The 24300-nt window shown below is 41.1% G+C and carries 26 protein-coding genes and 1 tRNA gene; 10 read left to right on the top strand and 17 right to left on the bottom strand.

Annotation, left to right across the window (positions count from 1 at the left end; translation table 11 throughout):
• Positions 1–2 precede the first annotated feature (2 nt).
• The 4 genes from VM932_RS15360 to acs all read left to right on the top strand — a co-directional run bounded on the left by VM932_RS15360 (position 3) and on the right by acs (position 5074).
• Positions 3–950, top strand: a complete 948-nt coding sequence (locus VM932_RS15360; RefSeq protein ID WP_326279946.1) for a phosphoribosylaminoimidazolesuccinocarboxamide synthase — start codon at positions 3–5, stop codon at positions 948–950.
• 146 nt (positions 951–1096) lie between these two features.
• Entirely contained in the window at positions 1097–1360 is a 264-nt protein-coding gene (locus tag VM932_RS15365; protein WP_326279947.1) for a DUF4212 domain-containing protein, read from the top strand.
• A 28-nt stretch (positions 1361–1388) separates the two neighbouring features.
• On the top strand, positions 1389–3104 hold the full coding sequence (locus VM932_RS15370) for a sodium:solute symporter family protein (RefSeq protein ID WP_326279949.1): 1716 nt from the start codon (positions 1389–1391) through the stop codon (positions 3102–3104).
• Between the two features lie 62 nt (positions 3105–3166).
• Entirely contained in the window at positions 3167–5074 is a 1908-nt protein-coding gene (gene acs / locus VM932_RS15375) for an acetate--CoA ligase (protein WP_326279951.1), read from the top strand.
• A 26-nt stretch (positions 5075–5100) separates the two neighbouring features.
• On the opposite strand, the gene VM932_RS15380 is transcribed toward acs, so the two are convergent.
• From VM932_RS15380 to VM932_RS15395, 4 genes are all read right to left on the bottom strand, one after another.
• On the bottom strand, positions 5101–5727 hold the full coding sequence (locus VM932_RS15380; protein ID WP_326279953.1) for a 3'-5' exonuclease: 627 nt from the start codon (positions 5725–5727) through the stop codon (positions 5101–5103).
• Positions 5728–5753: 26 nt separating this feature from the next.
• On the bottom strand, positions 5754–7673 hold the full coding sequence (locus VM932_RS15385; RefSeq protein ID WP_326279954.1) for a DUF294 nucleotidyltransferase-like domain-containing protein: 1920 nt from the start codon (positions 7671–7673) through the stop codon (positions 5754–5756).
• Positions 7674–7845: 172 nt separating this feature from the next.
• Positions 7846–8034, bottom strand: coding sequence for a hypothetical protein (locus tag VM932_RS15390; RefSeq protein WP_326279956.1), 189 nt, complete (start codon positions 8032–8034; stop codon positions 7846–7848).
• 100 nt (positions 8035–8134) lie between these two features.
• A tRNA-Met gene (locus tag VM932_RS15395) sits at positions 8135–8208 on the bottom strand.
• A gap of 138 nt (positions 8209–8346) precedes the next feature.
• Here VM932_RS15395 and VM932_RS15400 point away from each other — a divergent pair.
• Positions 8347–8730, top strand: coding sequence for an START-like domain-containing protein (locus VM932_RS15400; protein ID WP_326279958.1), 384 nt, complete (start codon positions 8347–8349; stop codon positions 8728–8730).
• A 54-nt stretch (positions 8731–8784) separates the two neighbouring features.
• Positions 8785–9630, top strand: coding sequence for an aminotransferase class IV (locus VM932_RS15405; RefSeq protein WP_326279961.1), 846 nt, complete (start codon positions 8785–8787; stop codon positions 9628–9630).
• A 1-nt stretch (position 9631) separates the two neighbouring features.
• Here the strand turns inward: VM932_RS15405 and VM932_RS15410 are convergent, their stop codons facing one another.
• From VM932_RS15410 to VM932_RS15430, 5 genes are all read right to left on the bottom strand, one after another.
• Positions 9632–10192 carry a YqgE/AlgH family protein gene (locus VM932_RS15410; protein ID WP_014034237.1) on the bottom strand — a complete coding sequence of 187 codons (561 nt, stop codon included), beginning with the start codon at positions 10190–10192 and terminating at the stop codon, positions 9632–9634.
• 122 nt (positions 10193–10314) lie between these two features.
• A complete protein-coding gene (locus VM932_RS15415) occupies positions 10315–10587 on the bottom strand; it encodes an HU family DNA-binding protein (RefSeq protein WP_014034238.1) in 273 nt (90 codons plus the stop codon).
• A 176-nt stretch (positions 10588–10763) separates the two neighbouring features.
• A complete protein-coding gene (gene fmt / locus VM932_RS15420; RefSeq protein WP_326279966.1) occupies positions 10764–11726 on the bottom strand; it encodes a methionyl-tRNA formyltransferase in 963 nt (320 codons plus the stop codon).
• Positions 11707–13599: a RecQ family ATP-dependent DNA helicase gene (locus tag VM932_RS15425; protein ID WP_326279968.1), complete on the bottom strand. Its 1893-nt coding sequence runs from the start codon at positions 13597–13599 to the stop codon at positions 11707–11709. The genes fmt and VM932_RS15425 overlap by 20 nt, the downstream gene beginning before the upstream one ends.
• Positions 13599–14162, bottom strand: coding sequence for an AAA family ATPase (locus VM932_RS15430; RefSeq protein WP_326279970.1), 564 nt, complete (start codon positions 14160–14162; stop codon positions 13599–13601). Before VM932_RS15430 ends, VM932_RS15425 begins: the two co-directional genes overlap by 1 nt.
• Positions 14163–14251: 89 nt before the next feature.
• Between VM932_RS15430 and VM932_RS15435 the strand changes: the two genes are divergently transcribed.
• The 3 genes from VM932_RS15435 to murA all read left to right on the top strand — a co-directional run bounded on the left by VM932_RS15435 (position 14252) and on the right by murA (position 16595).
• On the top strand, positions 14252–14539 hold the full coding sequence (locus VM932_RS15435; RefSeq protein ID WP_293162717.1) for a DUF493 family protein: 288 nt from the start codon (positions 14252–14254) through the stop codon (positions 14537–14539).
• 82 nt (positions 14540–14621) lie between these two features.
• Positions 14622–15272: a DUF4290 domain-containing protein gene (locus VM932_RS15440; RefSeq protein WP_326279972.1), complete on the top strand. Its 651-nt coding sequence runs from the start codon at positions 14622–14624 to the stop codon at positions 15270–15272.
• Positions 15273–15287: 15 nt separating this feature from the next.
• A complete protein-coding gene (gene murA, locus VM932_RS15445; RefSeq protein WP_326279974.1) occupies positions 15288–16595 on the top strand; it encodes a UDP-N-acetylglucosamine 1-carboxyvinyltransferase in 1308 nt (435 codons plus the stop codon).
• On the opposite strand, the gene VM932_RS15450 is transcribed toward murA, so the two are convergent.
• From VM932_RS15450 to VM932_RS15485, 8 genes are all read right to left on the bottom strand, one after another.
• On the bottom strand, positions 16596–17006 hold the full coding sequence (locus VM932_RS15450; RefSeq protein ID WP_326279976.1) for an SRPBCC family protein: 411 nt from the start codon (positions 17004–17006) through the stop codon (positions 16596–16598).
• An 18-nt stretch (positions 17007–17024) separates the two neighbouring features.
• Complete coding sequence (locus VM932_RS15455; RefSeq protein WP_326279978.1) at positions 17025–17519, bottom strand: SRPBCC family protein; 495 nt, start codon at positions 17517–17519, stop codon at positions 17025–17027.
• A gap of 2 nt (positions 17520–17521) precedes the next feature.
• A complete protein-coding gene (locus VM932_RS15460; RefSeq protein WP_326279980.1) occupies positions 17522–17851 on the bottom strand; it encodes an ArsR/SmtB family transcription factor in 330 nt (109 codons plus the stop codon).
• 150 nt (positions 17852–18001) lie between these two features.
• Positions 18002–19003 (bottom strand): pirin family protein, encoded by a 1002-nt coding sequence (locus VM932_RS15465; protein WP_326279982.1) that lies wholly within the window; start codon positions 19001–19003, stop codon positions 18002–18004.
• 149 nt (positions 19004–19152) lie between these two features.
• Complete coding sequence (locus VM932_RS15470; RefSeq protein WP_326279984.1) at positions 19153–20580, bottom strand: amidohydrolase; 1428 nt, start codon at positions 20578–20580, stop codon at positions 19153–19155.
• Between the two features lie 95 nt (positions 20581–20675).
• Positions 20676–21989, bottom strand: coding sequence for a cryptochrome/photolyase family protein (locus VM932_RS15475; protein ID WP_326279986.1), 1314 nt, complete (start codon positions 21987–21989; stop codon positions 20676–20678).
• On the bottom strand, positions 21989–22681 hold the full coding sequence (locus VM932_RS15480; protein ID WP_326279988.1) for an SDR family NAD(P)-dependent oxidoreductase: 693 nt from the start codon (positions 22679–22681) through the stop codon (positions 21989–21991). The genes VM932_RS15475 and VM932_RS15480 overlap by 1 nt, the downstream gene beginning before the upstream one ends.
• A gap of 1 nt (position 22682) precedes the next feature.
• Positions 22683–23180, bottom strand: coding sequence for an SRPBCC family protein (locus tag VM932_RS15485; RefSeq protein WP_326279990.1), 498 nt, complete (start codon positions 23178–23180; stop codon positions 22683–22685).
• Between the two features lie 173 nt (positions 23181–23353).
• Here VM932_RS15485 and VM932_RS15490 point away from each other — a divergent pair, with 173 nt between their 5' ends.
• The gene (locus tag VM932_RS15490; RefSeq protein ID WP_326279992.1) at positions 23354–24208 is read left to right on the top strand and encodes a DUF2911 domain-containing protein; all 855 of its coding nucleotides are present in this window, start codon (positions 23354–23356) and stop codon (positions 24206–24208) included.
• Positions 24209–24300: the final 92 nt, after the last annotated feature.

A 24300-nucleotide genomic window follows, 5' to 3' on the forward strand; every position in this document is an offset into this window, starting at 1 on the left:
GAATGAATACGCTAATGTCCACGGATTTCAATTTTCCTGGGCAACAATCTGTTTATAAAGGAAAAGTAAGAGAGGTTTATACCTTGGAAGATGATATTTTGGTGATGGTGGCCACGGACCGTTTGTCCGCCTTTGATGTGGTAATGCCAAAGGGAATTCCTTATAAAGGTCAAATATTGAATCAAATAGCCACCAAAATGATGGAGGCCACAGCGGATATAGTTCCCAACTGGTTGATGGCGACTCCCGACCCCAACGTCACTGTGGGCAAAGCTTGTGAACCATTTAAAGTGGAAATGGTAATCAGAGGATATATGTCCGGCCACGCTGCCCGTGAATACAAAGCAGGAAAAAGATTGTTATGCGGTGTTCCAATGTCCGAAGGGATGAAGGAGAACGATAAGTTTCCGGAACCCATCATCACCCCAGCAACCAAAGCCGAAAAAGGAGATCATGATGAAGACATTTCCAAAGAAGATATTTTAAAGCGAGGTATTGTTTCCAAAGAGGATTACGAGGTCTTGGAAAAATATACACGGGCCCTTTTTCAACGCGGAACCGAAATAGCGGCTAAAAGGGGACTTATTTTGGTGGATACCAAATATGAATTCGGTAAGACCAAAGACGGGAAAATCGTATTGATCGATGAAATCCATACCCCCGATTCATCACGATATTTTTATGCCGATGGGTACGATGAGCGCCAAGCCAAAGGCGAACCCCAAAAACAATTGTCCAAGGAATTTGTGAGACAATGGCTTATTTCCAATGGTTTTCAAGGCTTGGAAGGGCAATCGGTTCCCGAAATGTCGGACGAGTATATTGAGTCGGTTTCCAACCGATACATTGAGCTTTTTGAGAATATTACAGGAGATACTTTTGTGAAAGCAGATGTTACCAATTTTCAGGAACGAATCTTAACAAATGTAAAAGCATATTTGTCAAAATAACCGCCAAATACTTGTTATCTAACCAATAATCAAAAGGGATTTCTGTGAATTCCCTTTTTTTTGTTGCTTGTTCATTCATAATTGTTGAATCTAATTTGATATATTCATACCGCACAATTTTGAATAACTAAACCAACCAATATAACATGTCAGAAAAACAAAAAAAGGCCACCGCCTATTGGAAAGAGAACCTAAGATACTTGGTCATTCTTTTGATGATATGGTTTCTGGTTTCCTACGGAGCAGGAATCCTTTTTAAAGATGCTTTGAACAACATTCGTATGGGCGGATTTAAACTCGGATTTTGGTTCGCACAGCAAGGAGCCATCTATGTGTTTGTCATCCTCATTTTTGTCTACGTACGCCTAATGAACAGATTGGACAAGAAATACGGCTACGACGAGGAATAAATCAACCAACTGAATAAAACCACAACTAATGAGTGATGTACAAATTTGGACCTATGTACTGGTCGCACTATCCTTTGGACTTTATATAGGGATTGCCATCTGGTCTAGAGCCGGTTCAACAAAAGAATTTTACGTAGCTGGTGGAGGGGTTTCCCCATTGGCCAACGGTATGGCTACGGCAGCGGATTGGATGTCAGCGGCCTCTTTTATTTCCATGGCAGGAATTATTTCTTTTGCAGGGTATGATGGTGCCGTGTATTTAATGGGATGGACAGGTGGCTATGTGCTTTTGGCACTGCTGTTGGCACCCTACCTGAGGAAATTTGGAAAGTTCACGGTGCCCGATTTTATCGGAGAGCGTTACTATTCCAAAACAGCCCGTGTTGTGGCGGTCATCTGTGCCCTTATCGTTTCCTTTACCTATGTGGCCGGCCAAATGCGAGGTGTAGGCATTGTGTTTTCACGATATTTGGAAGTTGATATCAATACAGGTGTTGTTATCGGAATGGTAATTGTGCTGTTCTATGCCGTACTCGGTGGAATGAAGGGGATCACCTATACCCAAGTGGCACAATATTGCGTTTTGATATTCGCCTTTATGGTGCCCGCCATTTTTATTTCCATTCAGATGACAGGAAACCCAATTCCACAACTTGGTTTTGGCGATACCTTATCCGATGGTTCTGGAACTTATCTTTTGGATAAATTGGACGGTTTATCTGAAGAACTCGGTTTTGCAGCCTATACCGATGGTTCAAAAAGTACGATTGATGTGTTTGCCATTACCTTGGCTTTAATGGTGGGCACTGCAGGATTACCTCACGTAATTGTTCGCTTTTTTACCGTAAAAAGAGTGCGCGATGCCAGAAAATCGGCAGGTTTGGCCCTGTTGTTTATCGCTATTTTGTATACCACAGCACCGGCAGTTGCCGTATTTGCAAGAACAAATCTCATTGAAACCGTTAGCGGTAAAGAATATGCCAATATGCCTGAATGGTTCAACCGATGGGAAAAAACAGGATTGATAGCCCATGAAGATAAAAATGGAGATGGTAAGATTCAGTATGTTGCCTCGCCAGAAGTAAACGAATTGACGGTTGATCGGGATATTATGGTATTGGCCAACCCTGAGATAGCCAATTTACCCGCATGGGTTATTGGTTTGATTGCCGCTGGTGGACTGGCAGCAGCTTTATCTACCGCAGCAGGACTGTTATTGGTGATTTCCTCCTCGGTTTCCCACGATTTGATCAAGAACGTACTTAAACCGGACCTTTCGGAAAAAGGAGAACTTTGGGCAGCTCGGATTTCTGCAGCCCTTGCCGTTGTTGTTGCGGGGTATTTCGGTATCAATCCGCCAGGCTTTGTGGCGGCTGTGGTTGCCCTGGCTTTCGGTCTTGCTGCGGCATCGTTCTTCCCGGCCATTATTTTAGGGATTTTCTATAAAAAAATGAATAGTAAAGGCGCCATTTCCGGAATGGTCGTGGGTCTTTGTCTAATGCTTTTCTACATGCTGAAATTCAAATTCGGAATTTTTGAAGGAGGAAAAGAAGCTGTCGCTGGCCTACAGGAAAGTTGGTGGTTTGGCGTTTCGCCCGAAGGTTTTGGAAGCATAGCCATGCTGGTCAATTTTATCGTTGCCATCGTAGTGAACCGCTTTACCGCCGAGCCGCCCGAAGAGGTACAAGAAATTGTTGAGAACATCCGCGTTCCCAACCAAGCAGGTGAGGCAATAGATCATTGAAATGACTCTGAAATTGCACTCTTTTTCCTATTTTTAAGCCGCATAAAAATTTATCAAACCCAATGAGTAACTACCACATCAAACATTTGGAAGAATATTTTCAAGTCTATCGCAAATCCGTTAGAAACCCCGAAGGATTTTGGGAAGAAATAGCCGAAGAACACTTTCACTGGCGTAAAAAATGGGATTCAGTTTTGGAATGGGACTTTACCAAGCCAGAGATCAGTTGGTTTAAAGGAGCCAAGCTGAACATTACCGAAAACTGTATTGACCGCCATTTAAGGATTCGAGGTGATAAAACAGCCATCCTTTTTGAACCCAATGACCCTAATGAAGAAGCAGAACATATTACATACAGCCAACTTCACGAACGCGTTTGTAAGTATGCCAATGTGCTTAAGGAAAAAGGTGTTGAAAAAGGGGACAGGGTAGTTATTTATTTGCCTATGATTCCTGATTTGGCCATTGCACTTTTGGCCTGTGCTCGAATCGGAGCCATTCACTCCATTGTTTTTGCAGGATTTTCATCAACGGCACTGGCAACCAGGATCAATGATTGTGGTGCCAAAATGGTACTTACTTCCGACGGTTCTTTTAGGGGAACCAAGGTTATCGACTTAAAATCCATTGTGGACGAAGCTTTGGAAAGTTGTCCAGATGTTGAGACCGTACTGGTAACCAAGCGTACGGGTGGTGAAGTAACTATGAAAGAAGGGCGCGATATCTGGATTCAGCCACTTTTGGATAAGGCATATTCGGATTGTGTCCCCGAAATTGTGGATGCCGAACATCCATTGTTTATTTTATACACCTCGGGTTCAACAGGCCGCCCCAAAGGAATGGTGCATACCACCGGGGGATATATGGTTTATACCGCATATACCTTTAAAAACGTATTCCAATACCGCGAAGAAGATGTGTATTGGTGTACGGCAGATATTGGTTGGATTACGGGACACTCTTACATTGTGTATGGGCCATTGGCCAATGGAGCGACTACGGTAATGTTTGAAGGGGTACCGTCTTACCCAGATTTTGGACGATTCTGGGATGTAGTGGAAAAACACAAAGTAAACCAGTTTTATACTGCTCCTACGGCAATTAGGGCCTTGGCCAAGGAAAACTTGGACTTTGTTACCAATCACGACCTCTCCAGCTTGAAGGTTTTGGGAACTGTTGGAGAACCTATCAACGAGGAGGCATGGCATTGGTACAACGACCATGTGGGTGAGAAAAAATGCCCTATTGTGGATACGTGGTGGCAAACTGAAACAGGGGGTATCTTAATTTCTCCCATACCATTTTCCACACCCACAAAGCCAACATACGCCACCTTGCCCATGCCGGGAATTCAACCTGCGCTAATGGATGAAAATGGTGAGGAAATCAAAGGGAACCAAGTAGATGGAAGATTGTGCATCAAATACCCATGGCCATCCATCGCCAGAACCATTTGGGGCAATCACCAGCGTTATAAAGACACGTATTTCTCAGCTTTCGAAGGAAAGTATTTCACAGGGGATGGAGCTTTGAGAGATGAGGTCGGTTATTACCGAATTACCGGTAGGGTAGATGATGTCATCATTGTCTCCGGTCATAATTTGGGTACCGCACCGATTGAAGACGCCATTAACGAGCACCCGGCCGTAGCAGAATCTGCAATTGTTGGATTCCCGCACGAGATTAAAGGAAATGCCTTGTATGGGTACATTATTTTAAAAGAAACCGGGGAAACCCGTAACCGTGATAACCTGAAAAAGGAAATCAATCAATTGATTACCGAACATATTGGACCGATTGCCAAACTGGATAAAATCCAGTTTACCGAAGGACTGCCCAAAACACGAAGTGGCAAGATCATGAGGAGAATCCTTAGAAAGATTGCTTCCAAAGACACCAGTAATTTGGGGGACACTTCAACCTTGTTGAATCCAGAAGTGGTGGACAACATTATAAAGGAAAGCCTTTAAATGAATTCTAAATAAAAAGGGTCTTCTTATTTTTTAAGGAGATCCTTTGTTTTTTTGGGCTTCAATTTTTCTACAATTCTTAAAAATGCAATGGCAGTGATAAAGGCATCGCCCAAAGCCGTATGCCTATCCTTTCGTGAAATACTGAACTTTTTGGCCAAATCATCAAGGGAGTATCTTTCTTTTTTTTGAACTACGGTAGATACCAACAATGTTCTGATGTAGAGTGATTCGGTATCCAAAGTTTTGTTTTTGAGCTTGGGCAGCCCATTTCTTTTTAGGGCAGCGTTGATCATGTTCACATCAAACATAACATGGTGCCCCACCAAAATATGATTTTTGGCATAAACCAGAAACTGCTTTAAGGCATCAAGCTCCGAGATGCTGTCCTTTTTACTTTTCTTTAAAATCCCATGAATTTCAGCACTTTCCGAATCATAGTGTTCCTGCTGAACGTATATTTCAAAACTATCTTTTACCACTATATTGTTGTCCAATAATTTTAAAGCACCAATACACAACATTCGGTCTTTGATTAAGCTAAAGCCTGTTGTTTCCGTATCCAGCACCACAAAAGTATTTGCATGGATATCATCTGGAAGCTTTTCTTTGAAATGCTCCTCGTACTCCCACCAAAAATCGGGAAGTTCCAAAGGTTTCTTTTTGGAAAAGGGCCACATCAGCGCAACATATTTTTTACCTGGAACCTTACCTCAATCAAAGATTGGATCTCTTTTACCGTTTTAAAAGTTCGCTTTAGTTTGATTTTCTCCTCCTTGTTCAATTTATCCAAAGCAATATACCGACCCGAATCGTTGTGCAACAGCCCCTGTCTTGTTCTGAACTTGAGCAAAGCTTTGCTGGCATAGGAACACGCAAGGTAAAGTTCTTTGTTGTTCGGTTCCAGTTCTGCCAACTTTTCGTAACGCTCAGCAGTGTTGTTTATGGATTTGATGGAATGTGACAATATAAGTACCCTAGCGGCATCAATAATGGGCATAAGGACACGTAATTTTAAATCAAAAAAATCTTTGTGTGCTCCATCCTGTTCCACCAAAAAATCCCTAAAAAAACCTGATGGCGAAGGATTTTGCAAGGCACCACTGGCCAAATGGGTAAAGAATTGCGGATAATGGTTGGCTTGGTCAAAAATACTTATGGAAAGCTCATCCGCGAGTGATTTATCGCCGTAGGTTACATTATAATCAAAAAAGATGGATGACAACAGTATCTCGTCCGGGCCTGGATTATGAATCCAATGGGAGGTAACCTCTTTCCATTCATTCAAACTATGACACCAGGAGGGATTAAAAGCCATCATATCGGCTGGGCAATACTCAAAACCGATGGTGTTCAGCCCTTTGGAAATGCGTTCACCCAGTTTTAAAAAATATTTTCGGGTAGATTCCAACTGTTCTTCGGAAACATCTTCAAAAATAATGGCATTGTCTTGGTCGGTGTTCAACAATTGCTCACCACGCCCCTGGCTACCCATACTGAGCCACGCAAATTTTACGGGAGGTTCTTCTTCCATTTTGGTCAAGGCAATTTGTATTGCCTGCTTGGTTGATGCATCATTGAGTTCGGAAATTATTTTGGATACCAATCCCAAAGGTATATTTTGATCTAAATACCCTTGTAATAAATTCATGATGCCATGGCGAATACCCCGCAGTCTTTTGGCACTGGTTGCTCTTTTAATGGCTCGCATCAGCACAGCAGGATTGTTTCCGACCGCCACCATAATATCATGTTTGGATAAGATTCCAACTGATTTTGTATCAGTAGTGCCATCTTCCGTAAGCACCAAGTGACTGATATTGCTCTTCATCATGGCCATTTGCGATTGTGCCAACGTAAGCCCTTTAGGATAGGTGATAATGGGGGAGGACATGATTTTTTTCGCCGAAGCGGTGATGGGAAAGAGTCCCGTGGCTACTTTTTTGCGAATGTCCTTATCGGTTATGATACCAACGGGCAGGTTATCCTTTTCCACCAAAATACTGCTCACGTTGTGCTTGGTCATTTTGTTGGCTATGGTCTTTATTTTTGTGCCTTTTTTGCAAGTGATTAAATCCGTGGAATATTTTATGGGCTGTAGATCCAATATTTTATCACTAGAGTATTGATTGGAATCGCTACTGGCACCATACAATTTTCCACGATGTTTAATAGAGTAGGGGTTGCCTGTATTGGAAGCAAAGCTTTCGATCAAAAAATTTCCGATACGCTTGTTTTCGAGTGCCAAGGGCTTAAAATCCTTGATGGGAATGGCGTAGAGAATGGTCTCTTCATAAGCTTTTGCCTCCAATTTGTAGCTTTCGTTGGCCAAAAGGGGGCGAAGTCCAAAAACATCACCTTCGTCACATATATCCAAAATTTGACTGGACCCAGCTTTGGACAATGCCACAGCACCTTTGTTTACCACATAAAAATGGGCGTGTGGACTTTCATTCTGTGAAAACACGAGGGTATTGGTTTCCTTATGGACAATTACCACTTCTACGGACAACTGCTCCAGTTGTTTTGCCTCCATAGCGTTGAAAGGAGGATAGTTTTTTAGAAAATCGGCAATGCGCTCGGAGATGGTGTTTTTCATGATAGGCTTAAATTAAGGATAATCGGAACAATTATACTGTCCAAGATAAATTAACACTGGTTACCCCCAACACCTTTATTTCCTATCGCTAGCCTTGTTATAAGCCCGTATCATAAGTATGGCCCAAACAGCAACAAGTACAATAACAACAACGGAAAACCATAAAACGATATCATTTGCTGTCATTGTCCACAAGTTTTAAGTAAATCATGACCCCTAAAAGGGTCGGTGCCCAAAGGCCAACAAATAGGCCATGTTTGGGATTTCCACTAAGGAACAAGTATTCTGCTACAAAAATGATCAATGCGCATAAAATTAGCATCAACAGATTGGCCGTTCCTAACTTTTTGAAGTAATTCATTACAAGGTTGGTTTAAATGGATGAAGTTAGGAAAAAAAGAGTATTGGAAAAAAAAAGAAAGTCATCCAACTGAAATACAGTTAAATGACTTTGAAATTTGTAGCGAGAGGGGGACTTGAACCCCCGGCCTCCGGGTTATGAATCCGACGCTCTAACCAGCTGAGCTACCTCGCCATGGTTTTGCTAAGCGGGTGCAAATATATGTTTAAATTTTCGCTGAATCAAAATTCAGGATTAATTTATTATTTGACATTTATTTTTATATCTTCCCAAACTATACTAAAGTTGAAAAACGATTTAAAGAACACGACAATGAGTGATAAGGTTAAATTTGAACTGGAGTTTGTGATCCAGGCTTCACCTCAGTTGCTTTACCAATATATTTCCACACCCTCGGGACTATCTGAATGGTATGCCGACAATGTTAATTCCCGTGGGGAAATGTTCACATTTATTTGGGATGGTGCAGAAGAGAGAGCAAAAATGCTCAAGCGTAAAAGTGAGGAATTTGTGAAATTGGCATGGGAAGAAAGTGAGGATGATTCCTTTTTTGAAATGCGTATAATAGTTGATGAGATTACAAAGGATGTATCCCTATTTATAACAGATTTTGCAGAGGAAGACGAAGTAGATGAATCTAAAATGCTGTGGGAAAACCAAGTATCCGACCTTAAACAGGTCCTTGGATCTACCTAGTCCGATTCTCAACTAAACCGTATCTTTGGTCCCGATAAAATTCGGGACTTTTTTATGGTCAATTATAACGGAGCACTTTTAGCGGAAGACAAGGCAATTTTCACCCACAACAACAGAGCCCTCAAATATGGCGATGCCCTTTTTGAAACGGTTCGTTATGTGAACGGAACCCTTTTTTTTTGGGAAGATCACTACTTTAGGTTAATGGCTTCCATGCGTATCCTGCGTATGGAAATTCCTATGGAATTTACCTTGGAGTTTTTGGAGGAGGAAATTAAGAATACCATTAAAGCCAACGCACAGGAAAATGGTGCGGTTCGCGTTCGCTTAACGGTTTTTAGAAACGAGGGAGGCTTGTATACCCCAAGCACCAATGATGTTTCCTACCTTATTGAGACCAGCCCTATGGAGTCCCCTTTTTACATTATTGAAGAGGGAGACTACGAGGTTGAATTGTTCAAGGATTATTATGTAAACAAGGACATGCTCTCCAATCTAAAATCCACTAACAAAATATTGAATGTGGTGGCAGGAGTTTATGCCCAAGAAAATGGGTATGCCAACTGTTTATTGGTCAATACCGACAAAAAGGTGGTCGAGGCTATAAATGGAAACCTTTTTTCAGTGAAGGGCAAGGAGATAAAAACACCGCCTTTGAGCGATGGTTGCTTGGATGGCATTATCCGAAAAAACCTTATGAAAATCATCGCCGGTACCGAGGAACTTGATTTGGTAGAAGCATCCATTTCCCCTTTCGAACTTCAAAAAGTGGATGAACTGTTTATCACCAATTCCATTGTGGGCATACAGCCTATCAGCAAATACAGGAAAAAGAAATTTGATACCAAAGTGGCCACGAGTTTGGTTGGAAAGTTAAATGCCAAAGCTCGGATTGGATAGTTTAGTTGAGCGAGGGATTTTCAGGAGCATTCGACCACAGAAGATAATCTCCCCCCAATTCTACCATTTTCTCTTTCCAAAAAGCATAGGCAGATTTTTCCAGAATATTGCTTTCGTACTCATTTGGGAGCACTACCCACGATTTGGAAGAAAGTTCTTGGTCCAATTGACTGGTGCCCCAGCCGGAATATCCCAAGAAAAACCGGATATCCTGTTCGGTAATTGTTCCACTATTGATAAGTTCTACGGTCATTTCAAAATTACCGCCCCAAAAAATACCATCAGAAATCTCAATACTGTTTTCAATAAGTTCTGGTACTTTATGAATAAAGTATAGGTTATCCTGCTCCACTGGACCGCCATTAAATACTTGAAAAGGGATTGTAATGTCAGAAATAAGGTCGCAAATGGTATAGTCTAAAGGTTTGTTTAAAATAAAGCCCACCGAGCCTTCGTTATTGTGCTCAGCAATAAGTACTACCGACCTATTGAAAGAAATATCACCCGTAAGTGAAGGTTCCGCAACAAGCAAATTTCCTTTTTTTGGCTTTTGACTTACCATTCTTGTAATTTCTTGTATTTAAATTTAACATATTATTTAACATATACAAAAAAAACAGATACCATATAAACTAAAAAAGCACCCCAAAAAGGAGTGCTTTCGTATATTAAATAAATAATTGATTAGTTTACTGCACCGCTCAATTCAGCACCTGCTTTGAACTTTACAACGTTCTTAGCGGCAATCTTAATGGTAGCTCCAGTTTGTGGATTTCTACCTTCTCTAGCACTTCTTTTGGAAACTGACCAAGAACCAAAACCTACCAAGGAAACTCTGTCTCCTTTTTTAAGCGTTCCTTCTACATTTCCCAAGAAAGATTCCAATGCTTTTTTTGCTGCTGCCTTAGTGATGCCAGCATCAGCTGCCATAGCATCGATTAATTCTGTTTTGTTCATAATGGAATTAAATTAATTGTTGTTAATATAATTTTAATGCTGAACAAATTTATATGGATTTGCCAGTCACGCAAGTAAAACCAAGGGAAATAGGGGTTTTTGTTGATAACTTGAAACGTTTGTTGATAAAGTCGGAAAAAAATGACAACTTTTCCCAGCCCAATCGTGGCAAGGCTTTAGCGAAGATGTGCTTCTTTATCAAGATTCAACCCGTTCAAAACCTCCATTATTTGCATTCTTCGCTTTCCCGGAAGTTGCAATTGCAATAAAGAAATATAGCCTTCTTTTACGGCAACTTTCAACGATTTTTTCGCTACCACTAGCTTTCCAACGTTGTAGTCGTGTTCGGCCTGTTCCGTTTTGGTTTTAAAAATCTTCATTTGGTCGGCCTTTCCATCATTTACAAATTGTGTCCAAGCTCCAGGATAGGGACTCAATCCTCGAATATGATTATAAATATCCTTTATAGGTGCATTCCAATCAATTCGGCAGGTATCCTTATGGATTTTTGGTGCAGGTTTAAGTTCCAAGCTTTCATCTTGTGCTTGCCTTGTTACGGTTCCGGCTTCAATCTGTTTGCAAGTATCCACCACTAAATCGGCACCGAGCTCCATTAACCTATCATGCAAGGTTCCTGCACTGTCATTGGGCAGTATTTTTTCTGTTTTTTGAAGTACGATGTTTCCCGTGTCAATTTTTTCATCAATAAAAAAGGTAGTGACACCTGTTTCCGTTTCTCCGTTTATTATCGCCCAATTGATTGGCGCCGCACCGCGATATTGGGGCAGGAGGGAGGCATGAAGGTTAAAGGTACCGTGCTCTGGCATTTGCCAAACTGCTTTGGGCAGCATCCTAAAGGCCACGACCACCTGCAAATTGGCGTCGAGGCTTTTGAGTTCATCCAAAAAAGCTGCGTCCTTTAAGTTGGTGGGCTGCAATACCTTTAAATTATGTTGCACCGCAAATTGCTTTACGGCAGATTCTTGAACCTTACGGCCACGGCCTGCGGGCCTGTCCGGTGCGGTAATGACACCAACTACATTAAAATCGGCTTCCAAAATCTTTTTGAGGGTACCCACGGCAAAATCCGGAGTGCCCATAAATACAATGCGCAGGGAATTATTTTTTGATGTACTCATTCTTAAAATTTAGGGAGACCAGCTCATCTTCCAGCAGTCTTTCCAATGTTTTTAAAAGTTCTTTTTCGTTTGCCCCAATTGCTTTTTCCAACTGCCGGGAACTGTGGGGGCGAATTTCCAAAAGCTCCATAATTCTTTTCTCCAAATCATAAGGAGATGCTACCTTTTCTTTCTTGGTACAAATATCGCATGTACCGCACTTTTCTGCAGTCTTTTCTCCAAAATAATTCAGTAAGTAAATATTACGGCATACCTTTTTATTGGAAACATAGCCTAGCATAGCCGCCATGTTGTTCTGCTTCACCTGATTGAAATCCTTGATTTTTTTGGCAAATAGGTTAATGGTATGATCATCTTCCCTAGGTACCAAAAAAGTAACTTCTAAATCGCTTGTATTGTTTTGATATTCCACAATGCCATCGTCGGCGAGTTGTTGGAGAATTTTTTTTAAGTACTCCTCGCTCGCCCCAGTTTTTTTGGACAACATGTACAGGTTAATTTTTGTATCGTATTCGGTAATGCCCCCGTATGTGCGCAAAATGGTCTGTATTATCGGGGCAGTTTTCCTGTTTTTGTCCAAATATTCAAATATCCCGGATTTGGAGGCTACAAACTGAAGGGTGGTTTTCTCCTTAAAATTTTCAGCAAGCGATAAAACGGAATTCTGATCCAAAATGCGGATGGCATTAAAGGTCAAGTTTGGGTTAAACTCGTACCGTTTGCAAAACGCATTGAATTCGAAGGCCAAAGGCTCCGAGACCAATTCACCATAAGATATTTGGAAATAGTTGTTGAGTTTGGAATATACTTTTTTAACGAAGGCCACATCGGGCAAGGTGGACAAGAACTGTTGCTTTGCTTTATCCTTGTCCTCTTTTGAAGTTAAAATAATGGCTGTGGATGGTTTACCGTCCCGTCCCGCTCTTCCCGCTTCTTGAAAATAGCTTTCCAAACTATCGGGTATATGATAATGGACTACCAAACGAACATCGGGTTTGTCCACCCCCATGCCAAAAGCATTGGTGGCCACCATGGCCCTTACTTTAAAGCTTAACCAAAGGTTAAGTTTTTCTTCTTTATCGGATTTTGGAATTCCACCATGAAAGAATGAAGCAGAAATACCATTCTTGACTAAAAAATTGACCAAGGAAATGGACATTTTTCTGGAGCGAACATAAACAATGGCACTTCCAGGGACTTTGGCCATGTATTTTTTAAGCTGATACAATTTGTCCTCGGAACGCTTTACCCTAAAATTAATGTTGGAGCGGGAGAAAGAATCTTTGAAAATCACCACATTTTCCAATTCCAAGTTTTCCACAATGTCGTTTACCACTCGTGGGGTAGCCGTTGCCGTTAAGGCGATAATCGGTTTATTGGGCACCAGTTCCTTTAAAATGGCACATTCGAGATAGGCAGGTCTAAAATCGTTTCCCCATTGCGATATACAATGGGCCTCATCAATAGCAATAAGGTTGATATTCATTTGTGGGATGCGCTCCTGTACAATGGGTTGTTGTAACCTTTCCGGCGACAGGTACAGGAATTTGTAGTTGCCATAAAGGCAATTGTCCAAAAGGTCATTTAGCTCATCTGGGGGAATGCCGCCAGTTAGGGCAACAGCTTTAATGTTCCTTTTCTTTAGTTGCGCCACTTGATCTTGAATTAGGGCCACCAAAGGTGAGATTACAATACAGATGCCTTCCATGGCCAATGAAGGAACTTGGTAGCAAATGGATTTACCACCACCTGTGGGCATTAAGGCCAAAACGTCTTTGCCCGAAAGTACGTTATCTATAATTTCCTTTTGGGGTCCTCTGAAATCATCATAACCCCAAAATTTTTTTAAAATGCTTGTGGTGTCCTTATGCACTATAATTCATTAAGTGTTTCCAAAATAAAATCAATCCGATTTGGGACTGCATCTTTTGGCACTTCGATGGGGTTATAGCCAAATTGGGTGTATGTTTTCATCAAGGAATGATGGATGCTTTCGGCTTCCTCAAAGGTTTCCAATCTTTCGTTGTCGGAAACATATATCTCTTGCCATGGGGGAACAATAAAAACAGAATCATATCTGTGGTTCTCGCAATGGGAAATAAAGTGTTGGTCGTAGGTCTGACCAAAAAAGTCCATATAAGCGAGCACATCTGGGATGCCCCGATCAAAAAAACTTACGGGAACATCTATTTTTAAGGACTGTTGGAAATGTGCGGTTCTGCCCTGAAGCAAATCTTTGTTGAACTGCATGGCATCGTCAACAAACACCAAAGGGTTGGAAATATATTCCTCGGACTGCCCTTCTTGCTTGGCTTTGGAGGTCATATCCCGAATAATTTCGTGAAAACAATAAAAACCCTTGCTTTCCAATCCATTTACTATGGATGTTTTGCCCGTTCCGGGTGCTCCCGTGATAACTACCTTATTCTTGCCCAAAGACCTTAAAATTAATTATACAAAGTAATGAAAACGCCAGAAGGAAAAAAAATTCTAGGTTAAGCCATATATTTGTAGAAAAATGCGGCATGGATAAAAAGAGTACAGAGGAGTTCTATACAAAGCTTAGGGAAAAATTATTGGAGACCACAAATTGGCCATCCGATTATCTCTATAAATTTATAGTGCCTACGGATGAAAAGCGCATAGCCCAGATAAATAAGATTTTTGATAACACTGGTGCGGTTATTGAATCCAAAAAGTCAAAAAAGGGTACGTACACCAGTCTTTCCGTTATGGTGCATTTAAAAAACCCCGACGAGGTAATAAAAAAATACAAAGAAGTTTCCGTGGTAGAAGGTGTAATTTCCCTGTAAGCCCATTGTTTGCGATAATTTTCTTAATTTGCAGTCGTTAACAGATTGACTTTCCAATAATCAAGTTTCTAAATACATTAATTTGAACGAAGTATACAACTTAGAATACAATACAGAGCGTCCAAAACTCTTTATACCCGAGTATGGTCGCCATTTTCAGAAAATGGTAGATCACGCTGTTGCCATTGAAGACCGAGACGAACGCAATAAAGTGGCGAAATCCATTATTAGCGTAATGGGGAATTTACAGCCCCATTTAAGGGATGTCCCGGATTTTCAGCACAAACTATGGGACCAATTGTTTATCATGGCCGATTTTAAATTGGACGTGGATTCACCTTTCCCGATTACTTCAAAAGAAGTTTTGCAACAACGACCAGAACCTTTGGAATACCCGCAAAACCACCCAAAATACCGTTTTTATGGTAATAATATCAAAAGAATGATTGATGTTGCTGTGAAATGGGATGAAGGGGATATGAGGTCTGGTTTGGAATACGCCATTGCCAACCACATGAAAAAATGTTACTTGGTTTGGAACAAGGATACCGTGGAAGACTCCGTAATCTTCAATCACCTAAAAGAACTTAGTGACGGACAAATAGATTTGGCCAAAAGTGAGGAAAGCTTAACGGAAAGTGGACAGTTCCTTAAAAATAGACCCAGCACTAGATCCAGCAGCAACAATAACAGAGGTAAAAAAGGGCAAAGAAGTCGCAAAAAAAGATATTAAATTCCAAGGGAATAGATGGGTACATTTCGAATAGAGGGCGGACACCAACTACATGGTGAAATTACTCCCCAAGGAGCAAAGAACGAGGCACTTCAGATTCTTTGCGCCGTATTACTTTCAGAAGAGAAAATTACCATAAACAATATACCGGACATTGTCGATGTCAATAAACTGATTGCCCTTCTCGAAGATTTGGGTGTAAAAATCCAGAAAAAAGGCAAAGGCACTTATACCTTTAAGGCAGACGATATCAACTTGGATTATTTACAATCTGCCAAGTTCAAAGAAGATGGAAGGGGGCTTCGGGGTTCCATTATGCTAGTTGGTCCATTATTGGCAAGATTTGGCAAGGGATACATTCCAAAGCCAGGCGGTGACAAGATTGGCCGAAGAAGGTTGGACACCCATTTTGAAGGCTTTATTAAGCTCGGGGCAAAGTTTCGATACAATAAAGAAGAGTATTTCTACGGAGTAGAAGCCGATAAACTGAAGGGTACTTACATGCTTTTGGATGAAGCATCGGTAACCGGTACGGCCAACATTGTAATGGCTGCTGTTTTGGCCGAAGGCACGACTACCATTTACAATGCCGCTTGCGAGCCTTATTTACAGCAATTATGCAAAATGTTGAACCGAATGGGAGCCAAAATCTCTGGAATCGGTTCAAATTTGTTGACTATTGAAGGTGTGGATTCCTTGGGTGGAACCGAACATACTATGTTGCCCGATATGATTGAAATCGGTAGTTGGATTGGTTTGGCTGCGATGACACAAAGCGAACTTACCATCAAAAATGTAAGTTGGGACGATTTGGGTCAAATTCCGACGGTTTTCCGAAAGTTGGGAATAAACTTGGAGCGAAGGGATGATGACATCTTTATCCCGAAGCACGAAGATGGCTACGAGATCCAGAATTTTATAGATGGCTCTATACTAACCATTGCCGATGCACCATGGCCTGGATTGACACCGGATTTATTGAGCATCATATTAGTGGTTGCCACTCAGGCTAAGGGAGAAGTTCTCATCCATCAAAAAATGTTCGAAAGCCGTTTGTTCTTTGTGGACAAACTCATTGACATGGGGGCAAAAATTATTCTTTGCGACCCACACCGGGCCACAGTTATTGGGCACGACTTTAAATCAACATTAAAGGCCACCACCATGGTATCTCCCGATATTAGGGCAGGGGTATCCCTTTTAATAGCAGCACTTTCAGCCAAGGGTACTTCCACTATCCACAACATAGAGCAGATCGATCGTGGTTATGAAAACATCGATGAACGCTTGCGTGCCATCGGTGCCAATATTGTTAGGGTTTAACTAATTGGCTTCTGTATAGCTTGCAAAATTGTTTAAAATGGCTTGCCAGCCATTTTTTTGCATTTCCAAAGAGTTATTACTTTCGGCATCAAAGGTTATGGTCACTTTGGTCACTTTATCGTTTCCATCAAAAAGGATAGTAGCTTTTCTACCATCTCCCATGGTATAAGAAATTTTCTTTTCTTTGATTATATCATCGTAAACTGCTTCAAAATCAAATCCGAAACTACCATCTTTAGCTTCCATACGGGCCAAGTAACTGCCCCCTACACGTAAGTCGTTTTCAGCTTTGGGACAATGCCAACTGGGGTCGGCAAAGTTCCATTTGATTATATGCTCTGGAGTAGTGTAGTAGTTCCAAACTTTCTTGACAGGTACGAAAATTGAGGATGCTACGCTTATTGTTTCCATACTGATTTTTTTGGTTATTTATTTGTTTAAAAGTGTGTTCAATCCGTTTAATGCAATGGTGAATCCTTCTTTGAAACCCATTTCAATTATTTTTTCAAGATCGTTCAATGTTTTGTGCTTAATGGTAATATTTACTTTGGTGGTATCTTCTAAGTCCTCAAAATCCAAATTCCATTCAGATTGAGGGAAATCATTGTTGACAATCCTGTTTTCGTCGCAAAAGGCATCTTTAAATTTAAAGTTGTTCTTTGGAGAAATGGACGTAAAGTGCATCAAGGACCAATGTTCCTCGCCATTGGGACCGCACATAGCATAAAACCTGGAACCACCAACTATAAAATCCATGGATTTTGTTTTGGAGACCCATGGGCTTGGAGCCCACCATTGATCCAAGATTTCTGCCTTTGTAAAGGCATCCCAGACCAAGTCTTTTTTGGCGACAAATTCACGTTCCACCAATACTGTATTGTTTTCTTTGTTTACTGTGAAATTAAATAATAGGCTAGGTTTCATCTTTATTGTTTTTGCTTATTCTGAATTTGTGTAAAATAATTGTCGAGCTTACTAAAACGATCTTCCCATATCTTCTTAAACTGCGAGAGCCATTGATCAATTTCCTTCACTTTATCCATTTTTAATTCATAGCGGACTTCACGACCTTTTTGGGTATAAGAGACCAAATCACATTCGTGAAGTATTTTGAGATGTTTTGAAATTGTAGGGCGCGCAGCATCGAAATTTTCTGCTATAGTCCCAGCTGTCATGGCCTGTGAAGCCAATAACATTAAAATGGCCCTTCTGGTAGGGTCTGCAATTGCCTGGAAAGGATCTCGTCGTAATTTCATAAGATATGAAGGTATATGGCTACAAATATAAGTGTAGTTAAATGGCTACGCAAATTTATGTGTAAAAAAATCTAAGAGCTGAATTGGTTATTGTACAAGTAATACGCCGTTCATGGAGTAATTAAGTAATCTTGAAAATGTTTAGGAAGATTATTTCTCTACCAATTTTCCATCTGGATAAAGAGCAAAACGTCCTCTATTTTTATCATGGACATTGTCTGGGTGTGGCCATGGCCATCCACCAAATTGGGTAAGACGGTATTCCTCCATCACTTTTTGGATTTCGGCTTGCGTATTCATGACGAATGGACCGTATTTGGCAACAGGATCACCAATGGGTTTACCTTGTAATAACATAAAATGAGCAGTTTCCGAACCAGTTTTAATGCCCACTGCTTCGCTAGGATCCAACACAATCCCAAAGTTAGGATTGATTTTATTGTCACCAATATGAATTTCACTGCCCTCATAAAAGTATAGCACACGATTAACCGATTTGTTTGCTTTTGGCAACATATATTCCGAACCTTTATGGACATGAAGGTTCCAAACGGCCACTTCGTTTTCAGGAGATGCAGCCCAAGAATCAGGAGCGGGTGAAATTGGTGCTACATTTTTATAAGTACCCGCCACTACCTTAATTTTAGCGTTTTCTTCTTCAACGATCGGGATATCTTCATTCCAAAGCATTTTAAAATGAGGGGCTACAAATTTTCCAGCTTTGGGCAGATTCAACCAAATCTGGAACAATTCCAAAGGATTCTCCTCCTCATCTTTTAATAACGGAAACATTTCGGAGTGTTGCACACCTCTTCCGGCTGTCATCCATTGCACATCGCCTTGACCAAATCTACCAGCAGCTCCCAAAGAATCGGAATGATCGCAAAACCCTTTGTTTACAATGGTGATGGTCTCAAAGCCACAATGGGGATGCGATGGAAATCCAGGAATGGTCTGTCCATGGTACATGCGCCATTTTTCGTTGGGGTTGAAATCACTTCCCAAGTTTCTTCCTTTTAGTAAAGATTCATCCGGTCCCATTTCCCCATTGCCTTTTGGGAAGTGGTCCAAATGGTATACACTAAATAAAAAAGGGTCCAAGGTTTGCCATGGAGTGCTTAATGGAAAGGTTTGTAGAACGGGATTTTTCATTATTCAATAGTTATTATTGTCATTCCTCACACGATGTAAGTTTTATATTTAATTAACATTGGATTCCTGCTTTCGCAGGAATGACATGTGCTTTTTGTAGTTCAAAAAGCCTGCTCTTGGCAGGCTTTTCAATCAAACAATAATTAAAATTATTTACCAGGAATTGGTGGTGGACCATCAATCATGGCCTCATATTTTACATCACCTTTTCTGGTGTTATATTCTTCTTTTACTTTTTCTACCAATTTAGGGTCGTCAAAAAGGTCCAACATGGTCATTCCCATTGCCTTGGATGCATAGATCATTCCTTTATGTCCAATGCTCATTCCGCCACAGGCAACAACGGCCCAAGAGTGCCATGGAGTGCCTTTTGGTGCTACGGTTACTCCAAGGTTGATGTTTGGAACGTTCCAGCTTACATCGCCAACATCCGTGGAACCTCCACCTGGAAGCTCTTCGGTTTCTTTCAATGGATGTATCTCACCGTCCATGCCCACCTGTGGTTTTCCTGTAGCTTCTTGAATGGCTTTACCATAGGTAATTTCTTCTTCGGTGTAGGTAATTGGACCTAAAAGCTCTAAATTGTTTTGCATGATTTTACCTCCTTCACGGTTCACCAAGGTCTCATAAATACCAGAAATCAATGAATATTTGTAATCTACATTGGCCATAATGGCAGCTCCTTCTGCCATGGCTTTTACGCGTTCAAAAGTGGGAAGCATCACTTCTCTTTTTGGATCGCGGACCCTGACCCACAAGCGGGCATAATCGGGAACAACATTCACCACTTGCCCACCATCTTGGATATGATAATGGATACGCGACGTTGGTTTGATGTGTTCACGATAGTAATTGATTCCAGTAGTATATAATTCCAATGCATCGGAAGCGCTACGACCATTCCAAGGATCGGAAGAAGCATGAGCGGCTTGACCATAAAACTCGATCATAAAGTCAATTAAAGACAGTCCACTCTGTACATCGGCCTCAATTTCTGCGGATGGGTGCCAGCTTACATTCACATCTACATCGTCCCAAAGACCTGCTTCTACCATCCACACTTTGCCAAAAAACTTTTCTTCTGCAGGGGTTCCGAAGAATTTTACGGTTCCTTTTATGTTTCCGGCTTCTATTTGCTCTTTAATGGCAATGGCAGCACCTAAACTAGCGGCACCGAACATATTGTGTCCGCAGCCGTGACCTGGTTCGCCTTCAATTCTAGGGTCTTTAGTGGGTACTGTGTTCTGAGAAAGTCCAGGAAGTGCATCAAATTCGCCCAATACACTAATAACGGGCGAACCTGACCCATAAGTGGCAGTAAATGCAGTTGGGATATCTGCAACGCCCCGAGTCACGGTCATTCCGTTTTCCTCTGCATAATCAGCTAGTAATTTGGAGGAAACGGATTCTTCAAAGGCAGTTTCGGCCAGTGCCCAAATGGAATCACTGATTTTGATAAGGTTTTCTTTGTGCTTTTCTACCGAAGCGACAACGGCTTTTTTGTCCTTGGTCATCTTTTGGGCGGATAGGTTAAGCGATACCAAGCCCAAAATGAGTAAGGTTGAAAGTTTTTTCATTGTAAAGGTTTTGAGTTAGTTAAATGATATTGATTTTTTCTGTTTTTGGATAAAGCAAAACAGCATCAACAGGAACTAAAATTAACGAAAAAGCATCAACTTACCGCTTCTTTGTAAGTTTTTAAGCATCGTTCGCGAGCCATTTTATGATCGACCATGGGTTCTGGATAACTTAACTCTTGTAAATCGGGCACCCATATGTTGATGTATTTTTTGTCTTTGTCGAATTTCTTGATTTGGGTGGTAGGATTGAATATCCTGAAGTATGGCGCCGCATCTACACCGCTACCTGCCGCCCATTGCCAGTTCCCCACATTACTGGCCAACTCATAATCCAACAACTTTTCGGCAAAATAGGCTTCGCCCCAACGCCAATCGATCAATAAGTGTTTGCATAAAAAACTGGCCACCAACATACGAACCCTATTGTGCATATAGCCCGTCTCGTTCAATTCGCGCATTCCTGCATCTACTAAGGGGTAACCTGTTTCTCCTGCTTTCCATTTTTCGAATTCATCTTGATTGTTGCGCCATTCAATTCTATCGTATTTAGGTCGAAAAGATGCGTTTACGGTATGCGGAAAATGCCAGAGAATCTGCATAAAGAATTCTCGCCAGATAAGCTCGTTCCAAAAGGTTTCGTTCTTTTCACCAATGGCTTTTTTAATCATCCTACGGATTGAAACGGTGCCAAAACGCAAATGTGGTCCCAATCGGGATGTGCCTTTTTCTTTGGCAGGATAGTCCCGTGTGTCCTTGTATTTTTGGATCAGCTCAGAAGAAACCGTGAAATCCGGAACTTTAATGGAAGATTCTTCGAAACCCATATCTTCCAAAGAAAGTTGTGGTAAAGACTTGGTCCGATACAGGTTTTTGCTAAGGTCACTCAGGGTATCGCATTCCACCAAATGGACGGATGGATCAAGGTTTTCTTTCCATTTTCGCATGTACGGGGTGTACACCACGTATGGGTCTCCATCGTCCTTGACAACCTCTTCTTTTTCAAAAATAACTTGGTCTTTAAAAGTGTTGAAGGGGATACCGTTTTCGTTTAGGAGCACTTTTATTTGGGCGTCACGTTTTTTGGCATAGGGTTCGTAATCGTGATTAGCGTATACAGCTTCAATGTCGTAGTCCTTCATCAATTTTTTGAAGACAGCTTTTGGGGCACCATGAAATTGTACAATGCCACTGCCATAACTGGCACTTAGCTGATGGTTTATTTTTTGAATCTGTTCGTGGATAAAAGTTACCCTCGCATCGGTTTTGGGCAGATTTTCCAGTATTTCGGTATCAAAAATAAATAGCGGTAATACTGGAGCATTATTTTGAAGTGCTTGATAAAAGCCAACGTTGTCATCCAATCTTAAATCGCGCCTGAACCAAAAAAGCATGACTTTGTCTTTCATTAACTCACATTTAAACTTGACATTCCTCCATCAACGCCTATTACCTGTCCAGTAATCCATGAGTTATTGGAATCAAGTAAAAACAGTGCCATGTTTGCGATATCTTTTGGAACGCCCACTCTTTTCATGGGATGCCTTTCGGACATCATTTCTTTTTTCTTATCGTTGCTCAACAACCTTTCGGACAACGGGGTGTCCACCAAGGATGGCGCAATCACGTTGACCCTTACTTTTGGGGCATATTCCGCCGCCAGCGCACGTGCGAAGCCCTCGATAGCTCCTTTTGCAGCAGAAACGCTCGTATGGAAAGGCATTCCCGTTCCAACGGCCACCGTGCTGAAAAATACCATGCTCGAACCTTCGTTCATGCTGTTTATGATGGATTTGACCGTTTTTACCAAACCGATAAAGTTGATTTCCATGTCCGTTTGGATGGTATCAACACTCATGGTCTTAAATGGCTTCAGGTTGATGCTACCCGGACAATATACAAAGCTATCCAATTTTTCCGGAATTGCTTTTTCGGAGATGTCCTCGGTTAAAACATCAAAAGGGATATGGGTTACATCCAAATTTGAAAGTTGTTCGCTACTTCGGCTGGCTACATATACATTGTGATCAGTAGATAGTTTTTTGGCCATTTCCAACCCAATGCCGTAGGAGCCGCCAATCAATAATATGTTCTTTTTCATGTTATATTTTTCTAATGCTTAAAAAGTTTTCTTTCCCATCTACTGTACCAAATAGCTCGGCTAGCTTTTTTTCCCGAAACTCAAAAATCTTGTGCAATTGTTTTTTCACTAGAATAGGATGGGTTAGTTGACCTAAAAACCCAAAGGGTAATTTGTAGTCGATAACATCTTCCATCTCGACCCCTTCGGGTACTTCTTTTAAAAAATGCTTATGGTGCCATAGAGCGTATGGGCCAAAGCGTTGTTCATCAACAAAATATTTACCTTCCCGAACATGGGTTATTTCTGTGACCCATTTCGTGGAAACCAAGGGAAATGGTTTTACGATGTATTGTATTATTTGACCTTGGAACATGGGTCTATCGGCACCCGCCAAAATATGGAAACCCATGTGTTTCGGAGTGATTAGGGCCAGATTTTTTGGATTGGAAAGGAAATCCCAAGCTTCTTTTATAGTTATGGGGAGTAGTTGTTTGGACTTTAGTTGATACAGCTGCATTAAAATCATTTTGTACAAAGATAAGACGATAATGTTTAATTAAAAATTAAAAAGATTAAACAAATGTGTATATTTGATTGATTTTAACGCTATTATTTTAAGGTTTCCTTAACGTTTGAGGGAGGCTTTATATTTAGCTTTGTTATGCTGAACTATTAATATAAATAACAACTATGAAAAAATTTGCACTCTTATTATTTGCGGTGTCCATGTGTTTTTCTTTGGAAGCACAAATACAGACGCCAGCGCCCAGCCCAGCTTCAACATTGGAGCAAAAGGTGGGATTGACCGATGTTACCGTAAAATATTCGCGCCCTGCAATGAAGGGAAGAAAAATATTCGGAGACTTGGTTCCTTTTGATGCTATTTGGAGAACAGGAGCCAATGAAAACACTACCATTACTTTTAGTGACGATGTTACCGTACAGGATAAGCCGCTAAAAGCAGGTACCTACGCTATTTATACAAGACCCAATGAGGCCGTTTGGGATGTTTTCTTTTATACTGATACCGATAATTGGGGTATACCACAAGAGTGGGATGCATCCAAAGTTGCGGCAACGGTAAAAGTGGAAACAATGGAAATACCGATGCCAATTGAATCTTTTACCATTACCATAGATGACCTTCATAACAATGGAGGGACCCTTGGCATTATGTGGGAGAACACTTATGTTGGTGTTGATTTTATAGTCCCTACAGCCAAAAAAGCCATCAAAAGTATTGAAGAGACCATGGCGAACAAAGAGGATTTAAAAGCCAATGACTATTTTGCAGCGGGTTCTTATTATTTTTCTGAGGGCATGAACATGGAACAAGCTAAGGAATGGGTGGACAAAGCTGTTGAAATGGGTGACGGAAAAGCTTATTGGATGATGCGCACACAGTCTTTGATCTATGCAAAATTGGGCGATAAAGATGCAGCTATTGAAGCAGCCAAAAGGTCATTGGCCGCTGCCCAAGCCGCAGGCAACCAAGATTATGTGAAATTGAACAAGGACTCTTTGAAAGAGTGGGCAAAAATGTAGTTGCCACATAGCAATTGAGTCGTCCTAAAATAGGTTGACAGTTTTTAATAATTAAATCAATCCAGCGAAGCTAGCTTCGCTGGATTTTTTGT

This window comes from Flagellimonas halotolerans, from assembly GCF_035818535.1.
Lineage (GTDB): Bacteria > Bacteroidota > Bacteroidia > Flavobacteriales > Flavobacteriaceae > Flagellimonas > Flagellimonas halotolerans.